General features: G+C 51.5%; 9 protein-coding genes. 2 read left to right on the top strand and 7 right to left on the bottom strand.

Annotation, left to right across the window (positions count from 1 at the left end):
- The 5 genes from OXH16_18815 to sulP form a co-directional block, all read right to left on the bottom strand.
- A partial coding sequence (locus OXH16_18815; protein ID MCY3683455.1) for a hypothetical protein occupies window positions 1-275 on the bottom strand: 275 nt, incomplete at its 3' end.
- Between the two features lie 90 nt (window positions 276-365).
- Window positions 366-1421 (bottom strand): PorV/PorQ family protein, encoded by a 1056-nt coding sequence (locus OXH16_18810; GenBank protein MCY3683454.1) that lies wholly within the window; start codon window positions 1419-1421, stop codon window positions 366-368.
- 15 nt (window positions 1422-1436) lie between these two features.
- On the bottom strand, window positions 1437-3611 hold the full coding sequence (locus OXH16_18805; protein MCY3683453.1) for a hypothetical protein: 2175 nt from the start codon (window positions 3609-3611) through the stop codon (window positions 1437-1439).
- A 51-nt stretch (window positions 3612-3662) separates the two neighbouring features.
- On the bottom strand, window positions 3663-7019 hold the full coding sequence (locus OXH16_18800; GenBank protein MCY3683452.1) for a TonB-dependent receptor: 3357 nt from the start codon (window positions 7017-7019) through the stop codon (window positions 3663-3665).
- Window positions 7020-7307: 288 nt separating this feature from the next.
- Entirely contained in the window at window positions 7308-9080 is a 1773-nt protein-coding gene (sulP, locus tag OXH16_18795; protein ID MCY3683451.1) for a sulfate permease, read from the bottom strand.
- A gap of 188 nt (window positions 9081-9268) precedes the next feature.
- On the opposite strand from sulP, the gene OXH16_18790 reads away from it, so the two are divergent.
- Both OXH16_18790 and OXH16_18785 read left to right on the top strand, forming a co-directional pair.
- Entirely contained in the window at window positions 9269-10810 is a 1542-nt protein-coding gene (locus OXH16_18790) for an alanine/glycine:cation symporter family protein (GenBank protein ID MCY3683450.1), read from the top strand.
- A gap of 69 nt (window positions 10811-10879) precedes the next feature.
- On the top strand, window positions 10880-12019 hold the full coding sequence (locus OXH16_18785) for an FAD-binding oxidoreductase (GenBank protein ID MCY3683449.1): 1140 nt from the start codon (window positions 10880-10882) through the stop codon (window positions 12017-12019).
- A 4-nt stretch (window positions 12020-12023) separates the two neighbouring features.
- On the opposite strand, the gene OXH16_18780 is transcribed toward OXH16_18785, so the two are convergent.
- Entirely contained in the window at window positions 12024-13001 is a 978-nt protein-coding gene (locus tag OXH16_18780) for a Gfo/Idh/MocA family oxidoreductase (GenBank protein ID MCY3683448.1), read from the bottom strand.
- 91 nt (window positions 13002-13092) lie between these two features.
- Window positions 13093-15900, bottom strand: a complete 2808-nt coding sequence (locus OXH16_18775) for a UPF0182 family protein (protein ID MCY3683447.1) — start codon at window positions 15898-15900, stop codon at window positions 13093-13095.
- Window positions 15901-15960: the final 60 nt, after the last annotated feature.

Here is a 15960-nt window from a genome sequence, read left to right as displayed (position 1 = left end):
AGTCCAGAAGCCAGGACCACCAGCAATTCCGACCGCGTTAATGCCCAGGTTGAGCGCCGATGATTTGCCAGCAAGTTGCATATACACAAAATCAAAAAGGGATAGTAGAGCGCTACGGGAAAATGGCTGCGGCTGATATTGGATCCCGATGTGTAATACGGCATCCACTCATTCCACAGCACACTGACCAGGATCATGGCGACCGACGCAATAGCGGTTCGATAGGTGCGCAAACCCCTGTCGAGCGGTTTTTGTGTATGTGCTAATTCTGCCATGGTAGGAATGTCCGCGGATTTCACGTAAAAAAGGGAGCCGGTCAAAAACTGGCTCCCTTTTCAAAATGGCGGGGAATACATCGCAATAATCTAAAAGCCCGCCTGAAGCGTCAAGCGGTTGACACCGTCAAATACGCCAAAATCGGTGTACGCATAATCCACGCGCAAAGCGAGGGTGCCCAGGTCGCGGCCAAAACCGACGCCCAGAGAGATGCCCTGCTCATCGGTTGGCGTTATATATCCGGCGCGCAAAGACAGGGTTTTCATAATGGTATAATCCACCCCGATTTTGACTTGTTCGGAAAAGTCGCGTGGGCGCTCGGTATCTACCGATAGGATTATGGAATGGGTATCCTTATCCATATCCGTGAGATCGATCAAATCCATCGCCAACCCCATGCGGAATGTCAGCGGCAATTCAAAACTCTCCTCGCTGTACTTGTTTTCCTGAGAGAAGTTTCGCGTGTTCAGTGCCAGTGTCAGGCTCTTATATCCCGTCCAGTAGAGCACGCCAAAATCGACAATGGTCGAGCGCTCGCTAAAAGATTTATTTACAGGCGATGCGCCTTCAAGCCCCACGGGAACATCGCCGAACGATTGCTTGGCGATGCGTATATTGCCGCCCACTGAAAAGCGGTCGGTAATTGCGCGGGCATAACCGAGTCCGATTGCCCAGGCAGATGGGCTATACGTGCCCACGTCGAGGAAGCCCTTTTCGTTGTCCGCGCGAATGGTGCGTTCAAAATCGCCGTAATCGACGGCAACCATCGACAATCCGAAAACGCCCCAATCCGTATTCAATGCGACACTTCCCATATTGTAGGTCACATCTGCGATCCACTGGATCTGCCCGGCAGAGAGTTGAAACTTGCGCGTGGCATACGCCATTGATGCGGGGTTGTAAAACATCGCCGATGACCCCACCCTCAATGCGGAATACGCATCGCCCATGGCGGCAGCGCGCGCATCGGGCGATACGCTCAAAAACTTAAAGCCCGCTTGTGCGCGGCGTTCGCGCGGGAGATCCTGTCCCGGTTCGGGCACGGGAAGGTCGTCTGGATCTGTCGTATCCACCGGGTCCTGTGCATAGAGCGGCGTCAGACACATCAGACTCAGCGCGACATAAGTAAGAAATTTTCTGGTCATTGGAATACTCCGTTCTTAACGAATAATGACGAATTTTTTGATTATCTTTTCGCCGGTCTGAAGGTCTGTGATCACGGCAAAATAAATACCGCTTGTAATCACCTGATTCGATTCTGTGGTCAGGTTCCAAAATTCATCCCCTGTGCCGTCTGTGTGCTCAATAGTGAAAATCGATTCTCCCAGTTCGCTGAAGATCTGGATGGTGCATTCTCCGGGAATTTCGAAGAATGCCAGCTTGTCCTGCTGGTCTGGGAATCGAATATTCTGATCGGCTTCCAGTACATAGGGATTGGGCACAACGCGCACGTCACTCATGACACCTCCGGGCGGACGCTTCAAAAACGCGGGATCATAGGTCTGCGTATAATACCGGCTGCTTTTCAGCACACTGCCTGTCGGCGTCATTCCCGTTCCATCGTTGTTCACTGCACCAACGGATTGGATATAGTAGAAATAACTGATGCCGCGCACCACGTCCGTGTCTGCGTATTCGCGTGCCTCTGCCCCCAGGGTGGCGATTAATTGATATTCCCAGCGGTCATCCACATTGCCTTCATAAAAATTGCGCGTACGCCAGATCTCAAAACCCGTGTGATTGGCATTGGCAAAGGTATCCCAGGAAAGCACAATTTGATCAGAACCGGACTGCACATTGAAAACTCTGGGCGGTAGTGGGGGATGCGGAATATTATACCCCGATTCCCAGTTCGCAGTAGCTCTGCGGATCATCTGGTAGATGGAATCCCGGGTGCCCAGTACCCAGCGGTTCTTCGTGTGGGTCTGCCCATTGAAGGTAATGGGGAGTGTATCGTCATAACCAGAATCTTTGTAAGCCGTGCCCACTGCAACAGATACGTCCCGATTCAACCCGTGCATACCTTCAATCCAGACCATACTGACGCTTTCGCCCGGCGGCAGTGTGTAGGGACCAAAGGCAAACCACGGTACCATACCACCACTTCTCATGCGAGAGACATCAGTTTGTGCACCCATGCGTTCGTACCACGATTCATCATCGAAAGGACCCGCAGGCTCCGGCGGTGCTGACCGGTCGGCTTCGTGCGGAAAAAAGTGTCCATCAGTGCCCGGGTTGCCATATTCGGCATAGCTCAGGTCCGGGTGCATAAAATGGTACGTGTCTGCCATCTGTTCGGCATCGCCAAACGACGGGTTGCTAATCGAGTCGCCGCCGCGGTGAAAGCCCGTACTCCTGGGCTGGCCAGGATCATTCGTCGGATCTGATGGGCTTGTATCTGCGTGCAAGATCGCGCGGGTCAGCATATAAGCACCGCCGAGCCGACCAATGGAATCGCCTTCTGTAATCCGATAGTTAGCATTTCCGCGTCCACCTCGCCAGATAGGTCCTCCAATGCGGTTCAGGAAGGACACATTCGTACCATTGCCGATCCAGCCGAGCGTGGCGCGTATGCCTTCCCATTTGCCCAGAGGCTCCTTGCCGTCGCCCACATAATCCCACATTGTGCCCGAGACACCCGCGCCCGTAACCCCGCGCGGCCCCCAGAGGTGCTCTTTAGCGGCAAAGGACAACATCATCTCGTTCGCGGTTTGATCGGGCAATTCGATCTCTTCATCGGCATCGACATTGCCCGTATTTGTCCAGGTCATTTCCCGGATGTGGTAGTCATCGTGATAGGGATTGGAAAATGCGTATATCTTCTCTTCCCATGTGATCCCCACATTGGAATTGGCACCGCGAACAATCATGCGATCTGATGGAATAGAAGGATCGACGCGGGTCAATACTGTGGGCCGAGAAAAAGATTGAAACCCATCGACAAACACGTCGGGTTTGTCAAACTTGCCAATCAGTTCCATGGGCAATGCAAAGTGTTCGCCCAGGTCAAATACGCGCGGTCCCGCACGGGCGACCTTAAATGGCCAGGGTTGGCCATTCTCATCGGTAAAATCTTTTACTCCAATATAGTGACGCGAACGCACATGGGTTCCACCTTCTCGAGCATAAATACCGGGCCAGTATTTCACACGTGCCCGAAACGGGGGTCGTGTGATTGAAGGCTCTGTGCCTGTCGATGCGTATCGATAGTGATAATCGCCCACATCCAGCCACATTAGTTCCGCCTGCGCCTGCACTTCGGTTGGCTGACCAAAGAACACCAGAGCCACAAGTGCAAAAGCTGTTCCGACCAGCGGTTTTAACAATCTGTTCATTACAATGTCTCCTGTTGAAACCACAGATAAACTCTGTGGTTGCGTTTGAATTTAGAACGAGAACCGCAAGCCCAAACGCACGCGCCGTGGGTTCAAGAACCAGATAGAGTCGTTGTTGGGCATGTCGATATACAGCTTATTGTCCAGCACTTCATTTACAAAGTCCTGATTTGCCTGCGCCCAGTTTCCGTTTTGATATTCGTGATATTGTCCGGTTTCCTGAACATACCACAACACGCGGCGGCCGGGTTCGAGACCCGTGGGCAGTACAGCCGTGATTTCCGCATCGCCGGGCAATCCATTGGCGGGCAAATCGCTGGCTGTATTGACAATTTCAATGGGCACAAAATCCGTGCCGTAATCTCTGAAACTGCCGGGCGAGTCATTGCCGGGAATGAACTGATAGGGCGGTTCAAACTCGCCAAATGTGTCTTCTGGCAAATGCAGGGATACCATATAGAATTCCCAGTCTTCGAGCCCCGGGTTGGCAGAACTGCTATTGAGTCGCTTGAGATTAAACACATTATCGACGTCTAAAAAGAACATGGCCCTGACGCCCATCATCGCAAACTGCTTGGTCAGGCGCAGATCCATATTCCTGATACTCGTGTATTGAACATTTCTGATCAAACCGGGGATATCGCCACCTTCTGGCCCATACCAGTTGCTGTACTGACCCGCTCGCCAACGGCCCACGAAAGACATATCCCACTTGCCCAGGGGATAAAACTTAGAGACCTGGGGACCAAAGTCGCGCGGCGTGTAAACTTCCAGCGACAATCTGGCGAAGGGTCGGCTGGCGGGCCGGCTTTGATAGTGCCGCGTAGAGGTCGCATCAAAAGTGGCTTGCTCTAAGCGATTTTCAAATATCTGGCGCCGACCAAAGTTGCCGTCCTTAGTTTGCAGATACGTATAGTTGACTGATCCGCCAAACCACTTGCCCCTGTGCTTTCTAATGGTTATTTCAAAGCCCCGGATATCGTCGTAGTTGAGGGGTTCAAAAAGGTTGTAAGCTACGGTTTGGTCCAGATTGGTGTAAGCCACGCCAATTGACTGGTCGTCGTTGGCCTTGTAATATCCGGTCAGGCGCAGCAAATACCGATCAAACAAATTCTGCTCAAAGCCAAGTTCGTAATTGATCGTGCGCGGCATCGGATGATTGGGATTGCCAATCCGAGAGACTGCGCCCGTATTTATTTCATCTACGAGAAAGAGATTGTGCGGGTTCAGCATCTGGCGGAAGTGCCCGTAGTTAAAAAACAATTTGCTATCTGCTGTCACCGGGAATGAAATACCCAGGCGCGGGCTTAAATAAGACAGGGTCTTAACAGGTGCCTGTTCGAGTTCTGCCTCGAGATTGTCTTTGCCAACTTTAGGCCCAAACGCATAGGAGAAATCGTCATAAACCCACCATTCGCCGCTCCCATTCCAGCGATCCCAACGCACCCCCAGGTTTGCGATCATCGCATTGAATTCGAGCTTGGTCTGCACGTATCCGGCAAATTGGTTTGGGGTGCGTTGCCAGATGTATTTGGGTGCCGCATTGTTTTTGAAGAAAGGCTGTGCATTTTCGTGCTTGACATCGTAATCACTGGCGATCCATTCAAAACCCGCCTTAAACTGCGCGACCTGATTGCGCTGGCTGGTAATGTCAAAACGCGTTGTATAGGCTACGACTTCAGAGTCGTCGCGTCCATTGGCCCAGTGTCCCCCCAAATACAGGCCGTCAACAAAGACTTCATTTTTCATAAAATAGCCATCGGGTGCAGCCGTCAACCCGATGTGGTTCTGCGTGACCTCTGAAACCTGTAAAGACGGACTGGGAGGCGCAAAGTCCGGATTGCGGGGAATGGTATTTTCAACAGCCGTCAAATCGCGGTCTGGATACTTTTCGGTCAAAAAGTCCGATTGCATCCTCTGCAAGCGAAACTCGTAAAATGTTCTGGGGCTCAACACATGTGAAAAGCTAAGGCCGATATTATTGCGCTTGATCTGAAGCGTGTTCTCGTGGTGATTTGCCCAAATCAGGTCAGCATCATTAAGACCCATTTCCTGATTGCCGCGCCACATGTTGGGAAAGCCACTTTTGTTCGGATTTAAGCCATATTCTTCACCTGTCATCGCCTCGACACTCAATTTCATGCTACTGCGAATATCCGACGTGACCTTTACGCGGCCCCAGTCGTTTTCGTATTCATCGATATTGCGCGGCATCATATAGGCTCTGCGCTCGCGCTTGCCCGAAGCAAAGAATCTCAGACCGCCCAGTTTTTCGCTCAATCCCGGAATCAAGGGACCACCAAAACCCAGATCGATATCGAAATCCGCATTGCGAACTTCGAGGTCTTTGCGGCGATACCACTCGAACAATTCTGTAATCACTGCGTCATCAACTTGCAGTTCATCGACTGGTAAAGTCGATTCATCCGCGCCCGTGTCTCTCACGCCCACGCCGTGATAGGGATCAGTAGGGGTGGCAGCCCATCTTTGTACAATGGTATTCCACCCGGTCCAGACTCGGTATTGACGCCGCGTGTACACATCCCAGGGGCTTTCGGGCGAATGGGTGCCCACGTTCTTCACAGCGGGATCTGTAAATGGCCGCCAAAAAAAGCCATTGGGATGGTTTGGCAACGGACCAAAATAATCGCGCTGTGCGCCGCTGTGTCGCAACAACACATCGCCGTTGTAGCGTCGCTTGTCGCCTTCTTTGGTTACAATATTGACCAGGCCCGAGCGCACGTTGCCGTATTCGGCGTTGAACCCACCCGACTGCACGCTCATTTCTTTGATTGAGGTATAACTCACCGTGGAGTACGGTTCGTTGTTGCGCCCATCGCGCATGGACAGACCATCGACCGAAAAGGCGATCTCATTAAAATTGCTGCCTCGAATCGAGAGTTCGCCATTGGCAGAGGCGAGAACCCCTGCTTCTAATCGCACGACTTCGTTCACGCTGGTCACTGGCAGGGTTTCGACATCCTGCGCGGAGATATTGGCGACATTGGCGGAAATATCGGGCTGCACCACCGGGAGTTCGGCAACTACCGTGATCTCTGCCAGTTCAATAGTCTCTTCGACAAGACCGAAGTCACCGGAGAAATTCACCGTTGTGGTCAAGTCGATAAAGACCCGCACATTGGTTTGCGTGGCTTTGTGATAGCCGACCATACTCGCGCTGACGGTATAAGAACCCGGCGGCACATTGATGATGAAATAATTGCCATCGGGATCAGTGACTGCGCCCAATGTGGTGCCTTCAATGACGACATTGGCACCGGGCAGGGTTTCACCTGTGGATTTCTCCACGACCTTGCCCGCAATTTTACCGGTTGATCCGGCAAAAACAGCACTGGCTGAGAATGCCAGGGCTGTGAACAAAAAGAAAAACAGACTTAATCGCTTCATAGACTTCCTCCTGTGATGAAAGGGGACAGTTGCGCTGTTTCGTATTGGAATTGAATCAGATTGCCCGAAATTGAAGGGAGACAATCTGTTGCGATGCAAAACTAAGACTCCTTAAAGTATCATTTTACAAAAAAAAATCAACAATAATTGTGACATTCAGTAGTCAGCAGGTCAGCCCATTTGCAACTGCATTGTTTTAGACAAATTAGAAGGTCACTTCGTTCCCATGCAAATTGTAATAAATTGTTAAAATTGTTACAGTTTGTACACTCAAAAGGATCGGATTTTCTACACGCGATAAAATACGTCTCCATCTGGTCTGGGGCGATGAAGTGGACATTCGGCAGGGCACGATCTGTCGCAGGGATACTGGTCTTCTAAGGCGTCCCAAACATGGGCCAATGCGCGATCGAGGGTGGTGTAAAATCGGTCGCGGCCGATTTCTTCGAGTACGTCCGCGCGGTTGAGCGCGTCCAGGATCTGTTTTTTGGTATGCGTGAAGAGTACCTCAATACCGGCCTCGTGTAGCCGTTGCACTACGCCGACCAGCATTTCTTTTCCAGTTGCATCAATCTCATTTACGCCTTCGGCATCGACAACTACATAGCGCAATTTGGGATCGCGGATTCGTTCCAATACAGTGTCTTCAAATGCGCCTGCACTGCCGAAATACAATGAGCCATCAAATCGGATGGTGGCTATTGCATCGCACAATTCCAGATTGTGTTCTACTGCGTCTCGAAACGCGCCATCGGGATGGCGGGCGAGGAATGCCACGCGCGGTTTCATCGTGCGATAGAGATAGAGGGCGAGTGATAAGGTCGCACCGATCAATATGCCCTGGTCCAGGTGTGGCGCGAAGATGAGGGTGAGCGCAAATGTAGATATGGCGACAATGCCATCGTGTTTGTGTACTTTCCACGCGCTTACAATGGGTTTGACGTGAATCAGCGCGGTGACAGAGACGATGACGATTGCCGCTAAGGTGGATAGGGGCATGTGGTATAGGAGTTGGGTGAAGAAGAGGAGTAGCAGGATGACGACCAGCCCGGCGATGACAGATGCAAAGCCGGTTTGTCCGCCAGCGCGCAATGTGACGGTTGATCGGACAAAAGACCCGGAGACGGGAAAACTCTGAAAAAAACTGCCGGCGATATTGCTCAATCCCTGTGCGAGCAATTCCTGGTTGGCGTCAATGCGTTGACGGGTTTGCGTGGCGATGGCTTTGGCAATTGAAATGGTTTCCAGATATCCAATGAGTGCGATGGTTATGGTGGCGCTGAGAATATGCGGTACGATACCCCAGTCAATTATTGGCAGTGCAAATGCGGGAATGCCTTCGGGGATGTTGCCCACGACCTGTCCGCCGTAATTTTGTTCGAATCCAATGAGATAGGAAACGCCTGTTGTTGTGATGGCGACAATTAGCACACCCGGAATTTGCGGGCTGATGCGGCGCAAAATAAATAATAATGCGATGGCAGAGAGGCCCATGATCAGGGTGGGGGAGTGAGAGCCAGCAGAGATGACGTCCCACATGCGTATCATGCGTTCGTAATGTGCTCCGCCGCGTTCTACAGTGACGCCAAATAATTTGTCGATTTGCGATGTGCCGATGATGATGGCTGCGGCATTGGTAAAACCGAGTACCACCGGATGGGAGAGAAAGTTCACCAATACGCCCAGGCGCAATACGCCCAGTCCAAATTGCAACAGGCCAACCATGAGAGCCAGCAGGATCGCATAGGCGATATACGCCTGTTCATCAACTGCGAGTTGTCCCAATTCAGAGGCGACCATCAAGGCGACGAGTGCGACTGGTCCTGTGGAGAGTTGGCGAGAAGACCCGAAGAGGGCGCTGACGATGATGGGTACAAATGATGCATAGAAGCCGTAGTAGGGCGGCATCTCGGCCAGTTGGGCATTGGCCATGGCCTGTGGGATCAAGACCAGCGACAGGGTGATGCCCGCAATAATATCGGCGCGCAGGATGTGCCGGTCTTTGAGTTCTCCAATCCAGTTGAGAAAAGGCAGATAGCGATGAAGTAGTGAATTTGACATGCGTATTCCATATTGTATGGTTGTTTTATCCGGATATTTAATCTGCTCAACGCGAGGGGAAAGTGCAAGGATAAAGTCACGGAGGGTGTAAAAGTGCTATACATCCCTCCAATTTGTTTGTATTATGCTTTCATTGGTCTCATGCCGTTTTCCATTGGGGAGTATAAATCAGATACAAAGGAGGGTCTATGTCTTCTAAAAAATTTTGTCTGTTCACCGTGCTTCTGGGTCTGTTCATGGCCGGTTATGCATTTGCACAGGGGGCAGCGTCGGGTGAATCGGATGGCGCTATACAGATATTTATCGCCGCATTAAATGAACATCTGGGGGCTGCAGCCAATTTTCTGTTTTCGGTTTTTTTCTTTGATTTTGGTTTGGGCTTACCACTGATAGTTATTGTGCTGACCGGGGGGGGCATCTATTACTCTTTTTATTTTGGTTGGATCACGTTTCGCGGATTCAGGCATTCGCTCAATGTGATTCGCGGGCGATATGATCACCCCGATCATCCGGGTGAGATTTCGCATTTTAAGGCATTGACCAGTGCGCTGTCTGCAACGGTGGGATTGGGGAATATTGCGGGCGTTGCCATTGCTGTGAGTGCCGGTGGTCCCGGTGCTGTTTTCTGGATGGTCGTCACGGCCTTTTTTGGTATGGCTTCAAAGCTGGCATCCTGTACGCTGGCGGTTATGCACAGAAAAATCCATCCCGATGGCCGCGTGTCGGGTGGCCCGATGTATTATCTGGAGCACGGTCTTTCAGGAAAAGGTCTCAGACCATTGGGACGGACATTTGCCGTCATATTTGCCCTGTTGACGATTGGCGGTTCTCTGGGTGGCGGCAATATGTTTCAGGCAAATCAGACGGTTGAAATTCTCGGCACTGTGGCCGAAGAATTTAAGACATATAAATGGGTGATCGGGCTTTTTCTGGCATCGCTGGTCGCTATTGTGATTATTGGTGGTATTAAGCGCATTGGCAATGTGACATCGCGCATTGTGCCCTTTATGTGTGGACTATATGTTCTCACGTCTATCCTTATTATTCTGTCGCATATTACCGAAGTGCCCGCGCTTATTGCGAATATTATTGCACAGGCATTTACGCCAGAAGCTATGTATGGTGGCTTCCTGGGAGTTCTGGTCCAGGGGGTACGCAGGGCGGCTTTTTCAAATGAGGCTGGTCTGGGTTCTGCGGCATTTGCCCACGCAGCGGCGCAGACCGATGAACCCGCGCGTGAAGGTATGGTTGCGATGATCGGTCCTTTTATCGACACCGTTATTATATGTTCGATGACGGCATTGGTCTGTATGATTACGGGTGCGTATCAGTTGGCTGAGTTTCAGGGACAGAGCGGGTCTCTCGTAGGAGCCAAAATGACGGCTGCGGCATTTGATTCGTTTATTCCCGGAGCGCGTTATGTGCTCGCATTTGCGGTGATGCTTTTTGCGTATTCGACGATGATCTCCTGGTCTTATTACGGCGAGCGTGCGTGGGAATATCTTTTTGGTTTGAGATCCATTCTGGCGTATCGCATTATTTTTGTGTGTTTTGTGTTTATCGGTTCGGTCACTGCATTAAAGAATGTACTCGATTTTTCCGATGCGATGATCCTGGGCATGGCGTTTCCGAATATTATCGGCGGCATTATCTTAAGCCCGCAGATCAAGGCAGTGCTCAAAGAATACTGGGGGCGTTACAAGGCGGGTGAGTTGACGGTGTATAAATAATTGAATTGTGAGGTAAGATAAAACGGGTTCGCCTTTGGGGGGAACCCGTTTTCTATATGGTGAAGGGAAATGAACAATTTTTCAAATATCGCTGTGATTGGTGCGGGTATTGTGGGGGCGTCAATCGCGTTTCACTTGGCGAGACGCGGTGCAAAGGTCACGCTGATCGATGCGGGTGAACCTGGGAAGAAATCGGCAGTTCAACCAGCAACCGCGGTATCTTTTGCATGGATGAATGCGCGCGACAAAAATCCCAGACATTATCACCTTTTCAACCGACGCTCGTTGGATATGTGGGCGCGATTTGTCGAGCGATTGGGCATTCCTCAAAGTGCGACATGGGGCGGTGAATTGCGGTGGGCTTCTACGGATGATGGGGCGCGAGAAATTGTGGAACGCGCAGGCGTTTTGCAGTCGTGGGGATATCCCATCCGTCTGCTGAATGGGGAAGAGGTTAAAGTATTAGAGCCGCGTTTAAGGCCAGGCGTTGTGACGGCAGCTTCTTATACGGATATAGAGGGACACGCGGATACAGGGGTTGTTGTTGGAGCATGTATTGAACGGTTGCGAGAATGGGACGCGGATATTTTTTTTGGGACACACGTCACAGGGCTGGCGCGTTCGGGGCCGGATATAGCGGCTGTGGTGACGGATAGGGGAGAGATTGCGTGTGATGCGGTCGTGCTTGCCGGGGGTGCAGAGACGGCAAGTCTTGCGGCAATGGCAGATATCGATGTACCGATGTATTACACGTTTGGATGTACGATTTTGACAGAGCCTGTGCCGCCTGTTTTTGAAAATGCATCGGTGGTGCATTCGCCCCGCGATTGTCCTCCGCAGACCAATTTCAGGCAGTTGCCCGATGGTTCGGTGATGCTTCACGGCGGGGCGCACGGTCGGGTGTACGATGGCGGTTCGCTTGGGCAGTACGATGAAGAAGTGCAGCGGGTGGTCGATGCGGTGGCGCGTTTTTTGCCTGCGATTGAAGGCGTGCCCGTGCGCGAGGTACGGCGCGGGCGTCGGCCGATTCCAAAGGACGGACACCCGATTCTCGGATTTTCCCAACGGGTTCCAAATCTCTATTTGTCTGTGACACACAGTGGGGTTACGCTTGCGCCTTTAATCGGCGAATGTGCGGCGATTGAGATTTTGGATGGTGCTCGAATAGATTTTTTGAGGCGATATCGCCTCGAGCGGTTTTTACAGTGATTCCTCACATATCCGATATTTGAACAACTTCGCCCGTTTCTATTGATCGGTTTACGGCCATGACGACTTCCTGTGTTTTGACGGCATCGGCATAGGTGGTTTTGAGTGCGGAGTCGTCGCCTTTGCGCACGGCATCTATAAAGTCATTGTCCATGTCTTGCCAGTAATCGTTTTGCACTTCGACCCGTTCTGAATTGCCATTTTGAATGATGGTGATGGATCTGCGCTCGCGATATTCGATGTTCATGTCTTTGGTGAAGATGTCAATGCCGCCTCTGCCTCGCCCGCCCGATAGAAAACACGCGGAGAAGATGGTGGCGGCCAGACCGTTTTCAAAAACGAGCGTGGCTGCGCTGCTGTCTTCGATGTTGTAGTCGGGCACATCGGTCATCAGCCCCGTACGTCCAGCCGCATAGACGGATTTTACGTCGCCAAAGAGATACCGCGCCATGTCGGTGACGTGAATGGTTTGCTCAACGGCCTGTCCGCCGGACATTTCTTTGCGTCGCCACCAGGGCACTTGCGGCATCCCTCCCATCCAGTATCCCATCGCCATGCCAACGGGGCGGTCTTTGAGCAGGTCTTTTGTCTGTGCGATAATGTCTAAATAGCGTCCTTGAAATCCAACGCACGATACGACGTTGTTTTTGCGAATGGCCGCATCGACTTCGCGGGCTTTTTCCATTGTGACAGATACGGGTTTTTCCACGAAGAGGGCTATGCCTTTTTCGGCGGCCATGATTTCCTGATCTTCGTGTGCAAAGGGCGGAATGCACACGTATAGCGCGTCCATTTCTTCGTTTTCGAGCATTGTTTTGTAATCTGTATAGACCGTCGCATTCCATTCTTCGGCGGCTTTTGCGACGCGGTCTTCTTCCAGGTCACACATTGCCACCACTTCTACGTCATCCATACTTTTCAAATGTTTTCGGTGGGGGCGCGATATGCCGCCAGTTCCGATAAATCCTACTTTTACGGCCATTTTTTTCCTTTCTATGAAGTTCTAAAAAACATGGATAGACCGAATTATCTCGTCTATCCATGTTTGAATTGGGAGAAATGGACTGGAGGAATTATTTCTCCAGTGTCTTTTTCAATTCGAGAATCGACTGTTCCAACTGTTTCATCGCTTCGCCCGCGGTTGTCCAATCCCACTTTTGAAGCGATTCCCGCACGCGCTGGAATTGCATATCTGCTTCTGATGCCAAATCTGCCGCGGTGCGTTCAGCGGGTTGTTCTGATGTGGTCTCGAATGTTTCTTCGGAACTTGAAGTCCCCAGGGTTTTCCCCGCATCAGAGCCAAACAGTTCGTTGAGTGCCTGTTCAAATGTATCGCGCATGATGACTTGCCCGCCAAATGCGACGATCACTTGCTTGAGTTCGGGGATGGCTGTGCTTTGCTGGAGTTGACGCGGTGGTTGTCCTTGCTGGGGCTGTCCACCGCCTTCGCCTTCGAAACCCTGTTGTGGCAATTGATTGGATTCCTGGCGGGCTTGCAGGTAGATGGGTTCAACGTACAGGAAAGATGATTCGATGGGTACGGCCAAAAGGTTGCCGCGAATGACTTCGGAGCCGCCCTGTCCCCACAGGGTGAGTTGGCTCGATATATCTGGCTGCTGATCGATGCGGGCTTCGAGTTGCATCGGACCGAAGATGAGTTTTTCTTTGGGCAGGAGATAGACCAGCAAGTCACCGTAGTTTTCCCCGTCGCATCGCGCGGCAAGCCAGCCGATCATGTTGTCCTTTTGGGCGGGTGTGAAGGGCACGAGCAGAAGAAATTCCTCGCGTTCTTCACCGGGAAATTTGACGATGATATAATACGGTTCCATCGGTTGTGTGCGGTCGTTTTGGCCGTAGATCTCATTTGGGATTTCCCACAGGTCTTCCTGGTTGTAAAACACCTGCACTTCCTGCATGTGATATTCGCGATACATCGTCGCTTGAATGCGGAAGAGGTCAACGGGATAGCGCACATGGGCGCGCAAATCTGCAGGCATGGTGTCAATTGATTTGAACAGGGTGGGGAATATCGCGGCATAAGCGGCAATCACGGGTTCATCTTCTGCCTGATAAAAGGTGACAGAACCGTGATAGGCATCCATAACGACTTTGACCGAATTGCGGATGTAGTTGATCTGCGACCTTCCCATGCGTTTGGAATAGGGATACATGTTGGTGGTCGTGTACGCATCTAAGATCCAGTACAGACGGCCTTCAGAGATAACGAGATAGGGGTCGGAGTCGAAGAAGAGGAAAGGCGCGATCTCGCGTGCGCGTTGGGCGATCTGCCGGTGGTACATAATTTTGCTCTCAGGTAAGATGTAGGTACTCAAGAGCAGGTTGGGATCCATCATGCGAATGGTAAATGCCAGGCGGTTGATGAAACTGCCCATGGGCACCCCGCCATTGCCTTCGTAGGTGGTAAACGCATTGCCATCGCGCTGGGGATAGTCAAATTCTTCGGCGCTGGTTTTGACGACCACGTTGCCATAGGTGCGTTCGCCATAGTAGATTTCAGGTCGGGAGATTTGTAGCTCTGCCGCGTCGGACACCGGGGGAATATCTTTGATCATAAACGCGGGCAAACCCTCGGGCGTGACGTGGGTAACCGGGCTCATGGCAACCCCGTATCCGTGTGTGTATTGCAGGGTTTCATTGACCCAGTTGCGCGCCTGAGCAGGCAGGCGATTGGTGTCGAGTTCGCGTCCAGAAAGCATGACTTGTCGATATACGCCGTCCACAGTGTAGCGGTCAACATCAACGCTGGGAAAGACATAATAGGGACGAATTTCCTGAACCTGCTGATAGGTTTGTACCATTGGGCGCTCATCCCAGATGCGGATGTTGCGAATGGTCAAAGGATTGGCGGCAATATCCTCTGCGGTGAGGTTCTCGGATGCTTCAAAGGGTTGTTCCGAAATCCTGTCGAGGGCGTACGCTTTTCGCGTGAATTCGATGTTGTTTTTGATGTAGGGGGTTTCGCGCTGGAGTTCGGTGGGATCTACGATGAGTTTTTGAACAATTGCGCCCGGGATACTGCCCAGTCCTATGGTCCCGACGAGAAAGACGCCAACACCGATGAGGAGCGGGCGCGCTTCACGTGCTTTGATATTTCGCAAGAGCATGATGCCCGTTGCGACAAAGGCAATGATGAGGATCCAATATATCCAGCGTTGGACGTTGACATCTACGAATCCCGCGCCAAAAAAGACGTCGCCCGGAGAATAGAGTAAGCCGTAGATTTTGAGGTAATAATTGATAGCGGAAAACAGCAAGAATAGCCCGGCAAGGGCAGACAGGTGTGCTACGGGGCGCGGCATGACTTGAATGCGTTCCTGCAAGCGAATACCGCCTGTGGCCATGTAAATAACCCCTGATGCAAGGGCTGATACGATTACCGTGCCGATGAGAAAACCGACTGTAAACTGGTAAAAGGGCAAATCAAAGACATAAAACCCAACGTCGCGCGCAAAAATGGGGTCGGAAGTACCAAATGATCCGCCGTACCAGTAACGCAACAGGGTGGGCCACTGGGAGGAGCCGACATTGCCCATAATGAGGACGAGTACAGCGGCGATTAACAGATAGCCGGTATTTGAGCGCAGCAGACTTGCGCCGGGCATTTCATCTTCGTAAAGTGAGGCGTCTAATTCGAGCGCGGAGCGGGTGAATCGGCCGACATAATGGAGGTTGATACCAATGACCACAGCGGCAATCAGACCGTAAAATATACCGGATAGGAAACGCGCTTTCAGGGTGGTCCAGAAGACAGCCTGAAAATCGAGGCTCGAGAACCACAGCCAGTCGGTATAATAGGATGATAACCACGCGAACCCGATGACAATGACAAATATGGTTGGGATTAAAAACTTGCGTTGCATAAATGTGTCCTCTGTAAAAATAGCTCGAAGAACTATTCAGTCAAATGCGACAACGGATAA

The sequence above is a fragment of the Gemmatimonadota bacterium genome (genome assembly GCA_026705765.1).
Taxonomy (GTDB): domain Bacteria; phylum Latescibacterota; class UBA2968; order UBA2968; family UBA2968; genus VXRD01.
The sequence above is the reverse complement of the archived record's forward strand: the minus strand, read 5'-3'. Positions and strand labels throughout refer to the sequence as shown.

Bases quoted from the DNA above. Each gene is read 5' to 3' on its own strand.
- sulP (MCY3683451.1), bottom strand. From the start codon at position 9,080: ATGTCAAATTCACTACTTCATCGCTATCTGCCTTTTCTCAACTGGATT.
- OXH16_18780 (MCY3683448.1), bottom strand. From the start codon at position 13,001: ATGGCCGTAAAAGTAGGATTTATCGGAACTGGCGGCATATCGCGCCCC.
- OXH16_18810 (MCY3683454.1), bottom strand. From the start codon at position 1,421: ATGACCAGAAAATTTCTTACTTATGTCGCGCTGAGTCTGATGTGTCTG.
- OXH16_18805 (MCY3683453.1), bottom strand. From the start codon at position 3,611: ATGAACAGATTGTTAAAACCGCTGGTCGGAACAGCTTTTGCACTTGTG.
- OXH16_18775 (MCY3683447.1), bottom strand. From the start codon at position 15,900: ATGCAACGCAAGTTTTTAATCCCAACCATATTTGTCATTGTCATCGGG.
- OXH16_18800 (MCY3683452.1), bottom strand. From the start codon at position 7,019: ATGAAGCGATTAAGTCTGTTTTTCTTTTTGTTCACAGCCCTGGCATTC.
- OXH16_18785 (MCY3683449.1), top strand. From the start codon at position 10,880: ATGAACAATTTTTCAAATATCGCTGTGATTGGTGCGGGTATTGTGGGG.
- OXH16_18790 (MCY3683450.1), top strand. From the start codon at position 9,269: ATGTCTTCTAAAAAATTTTGTCTGTTCACCGTGCTTCTGGGTCTGTTC.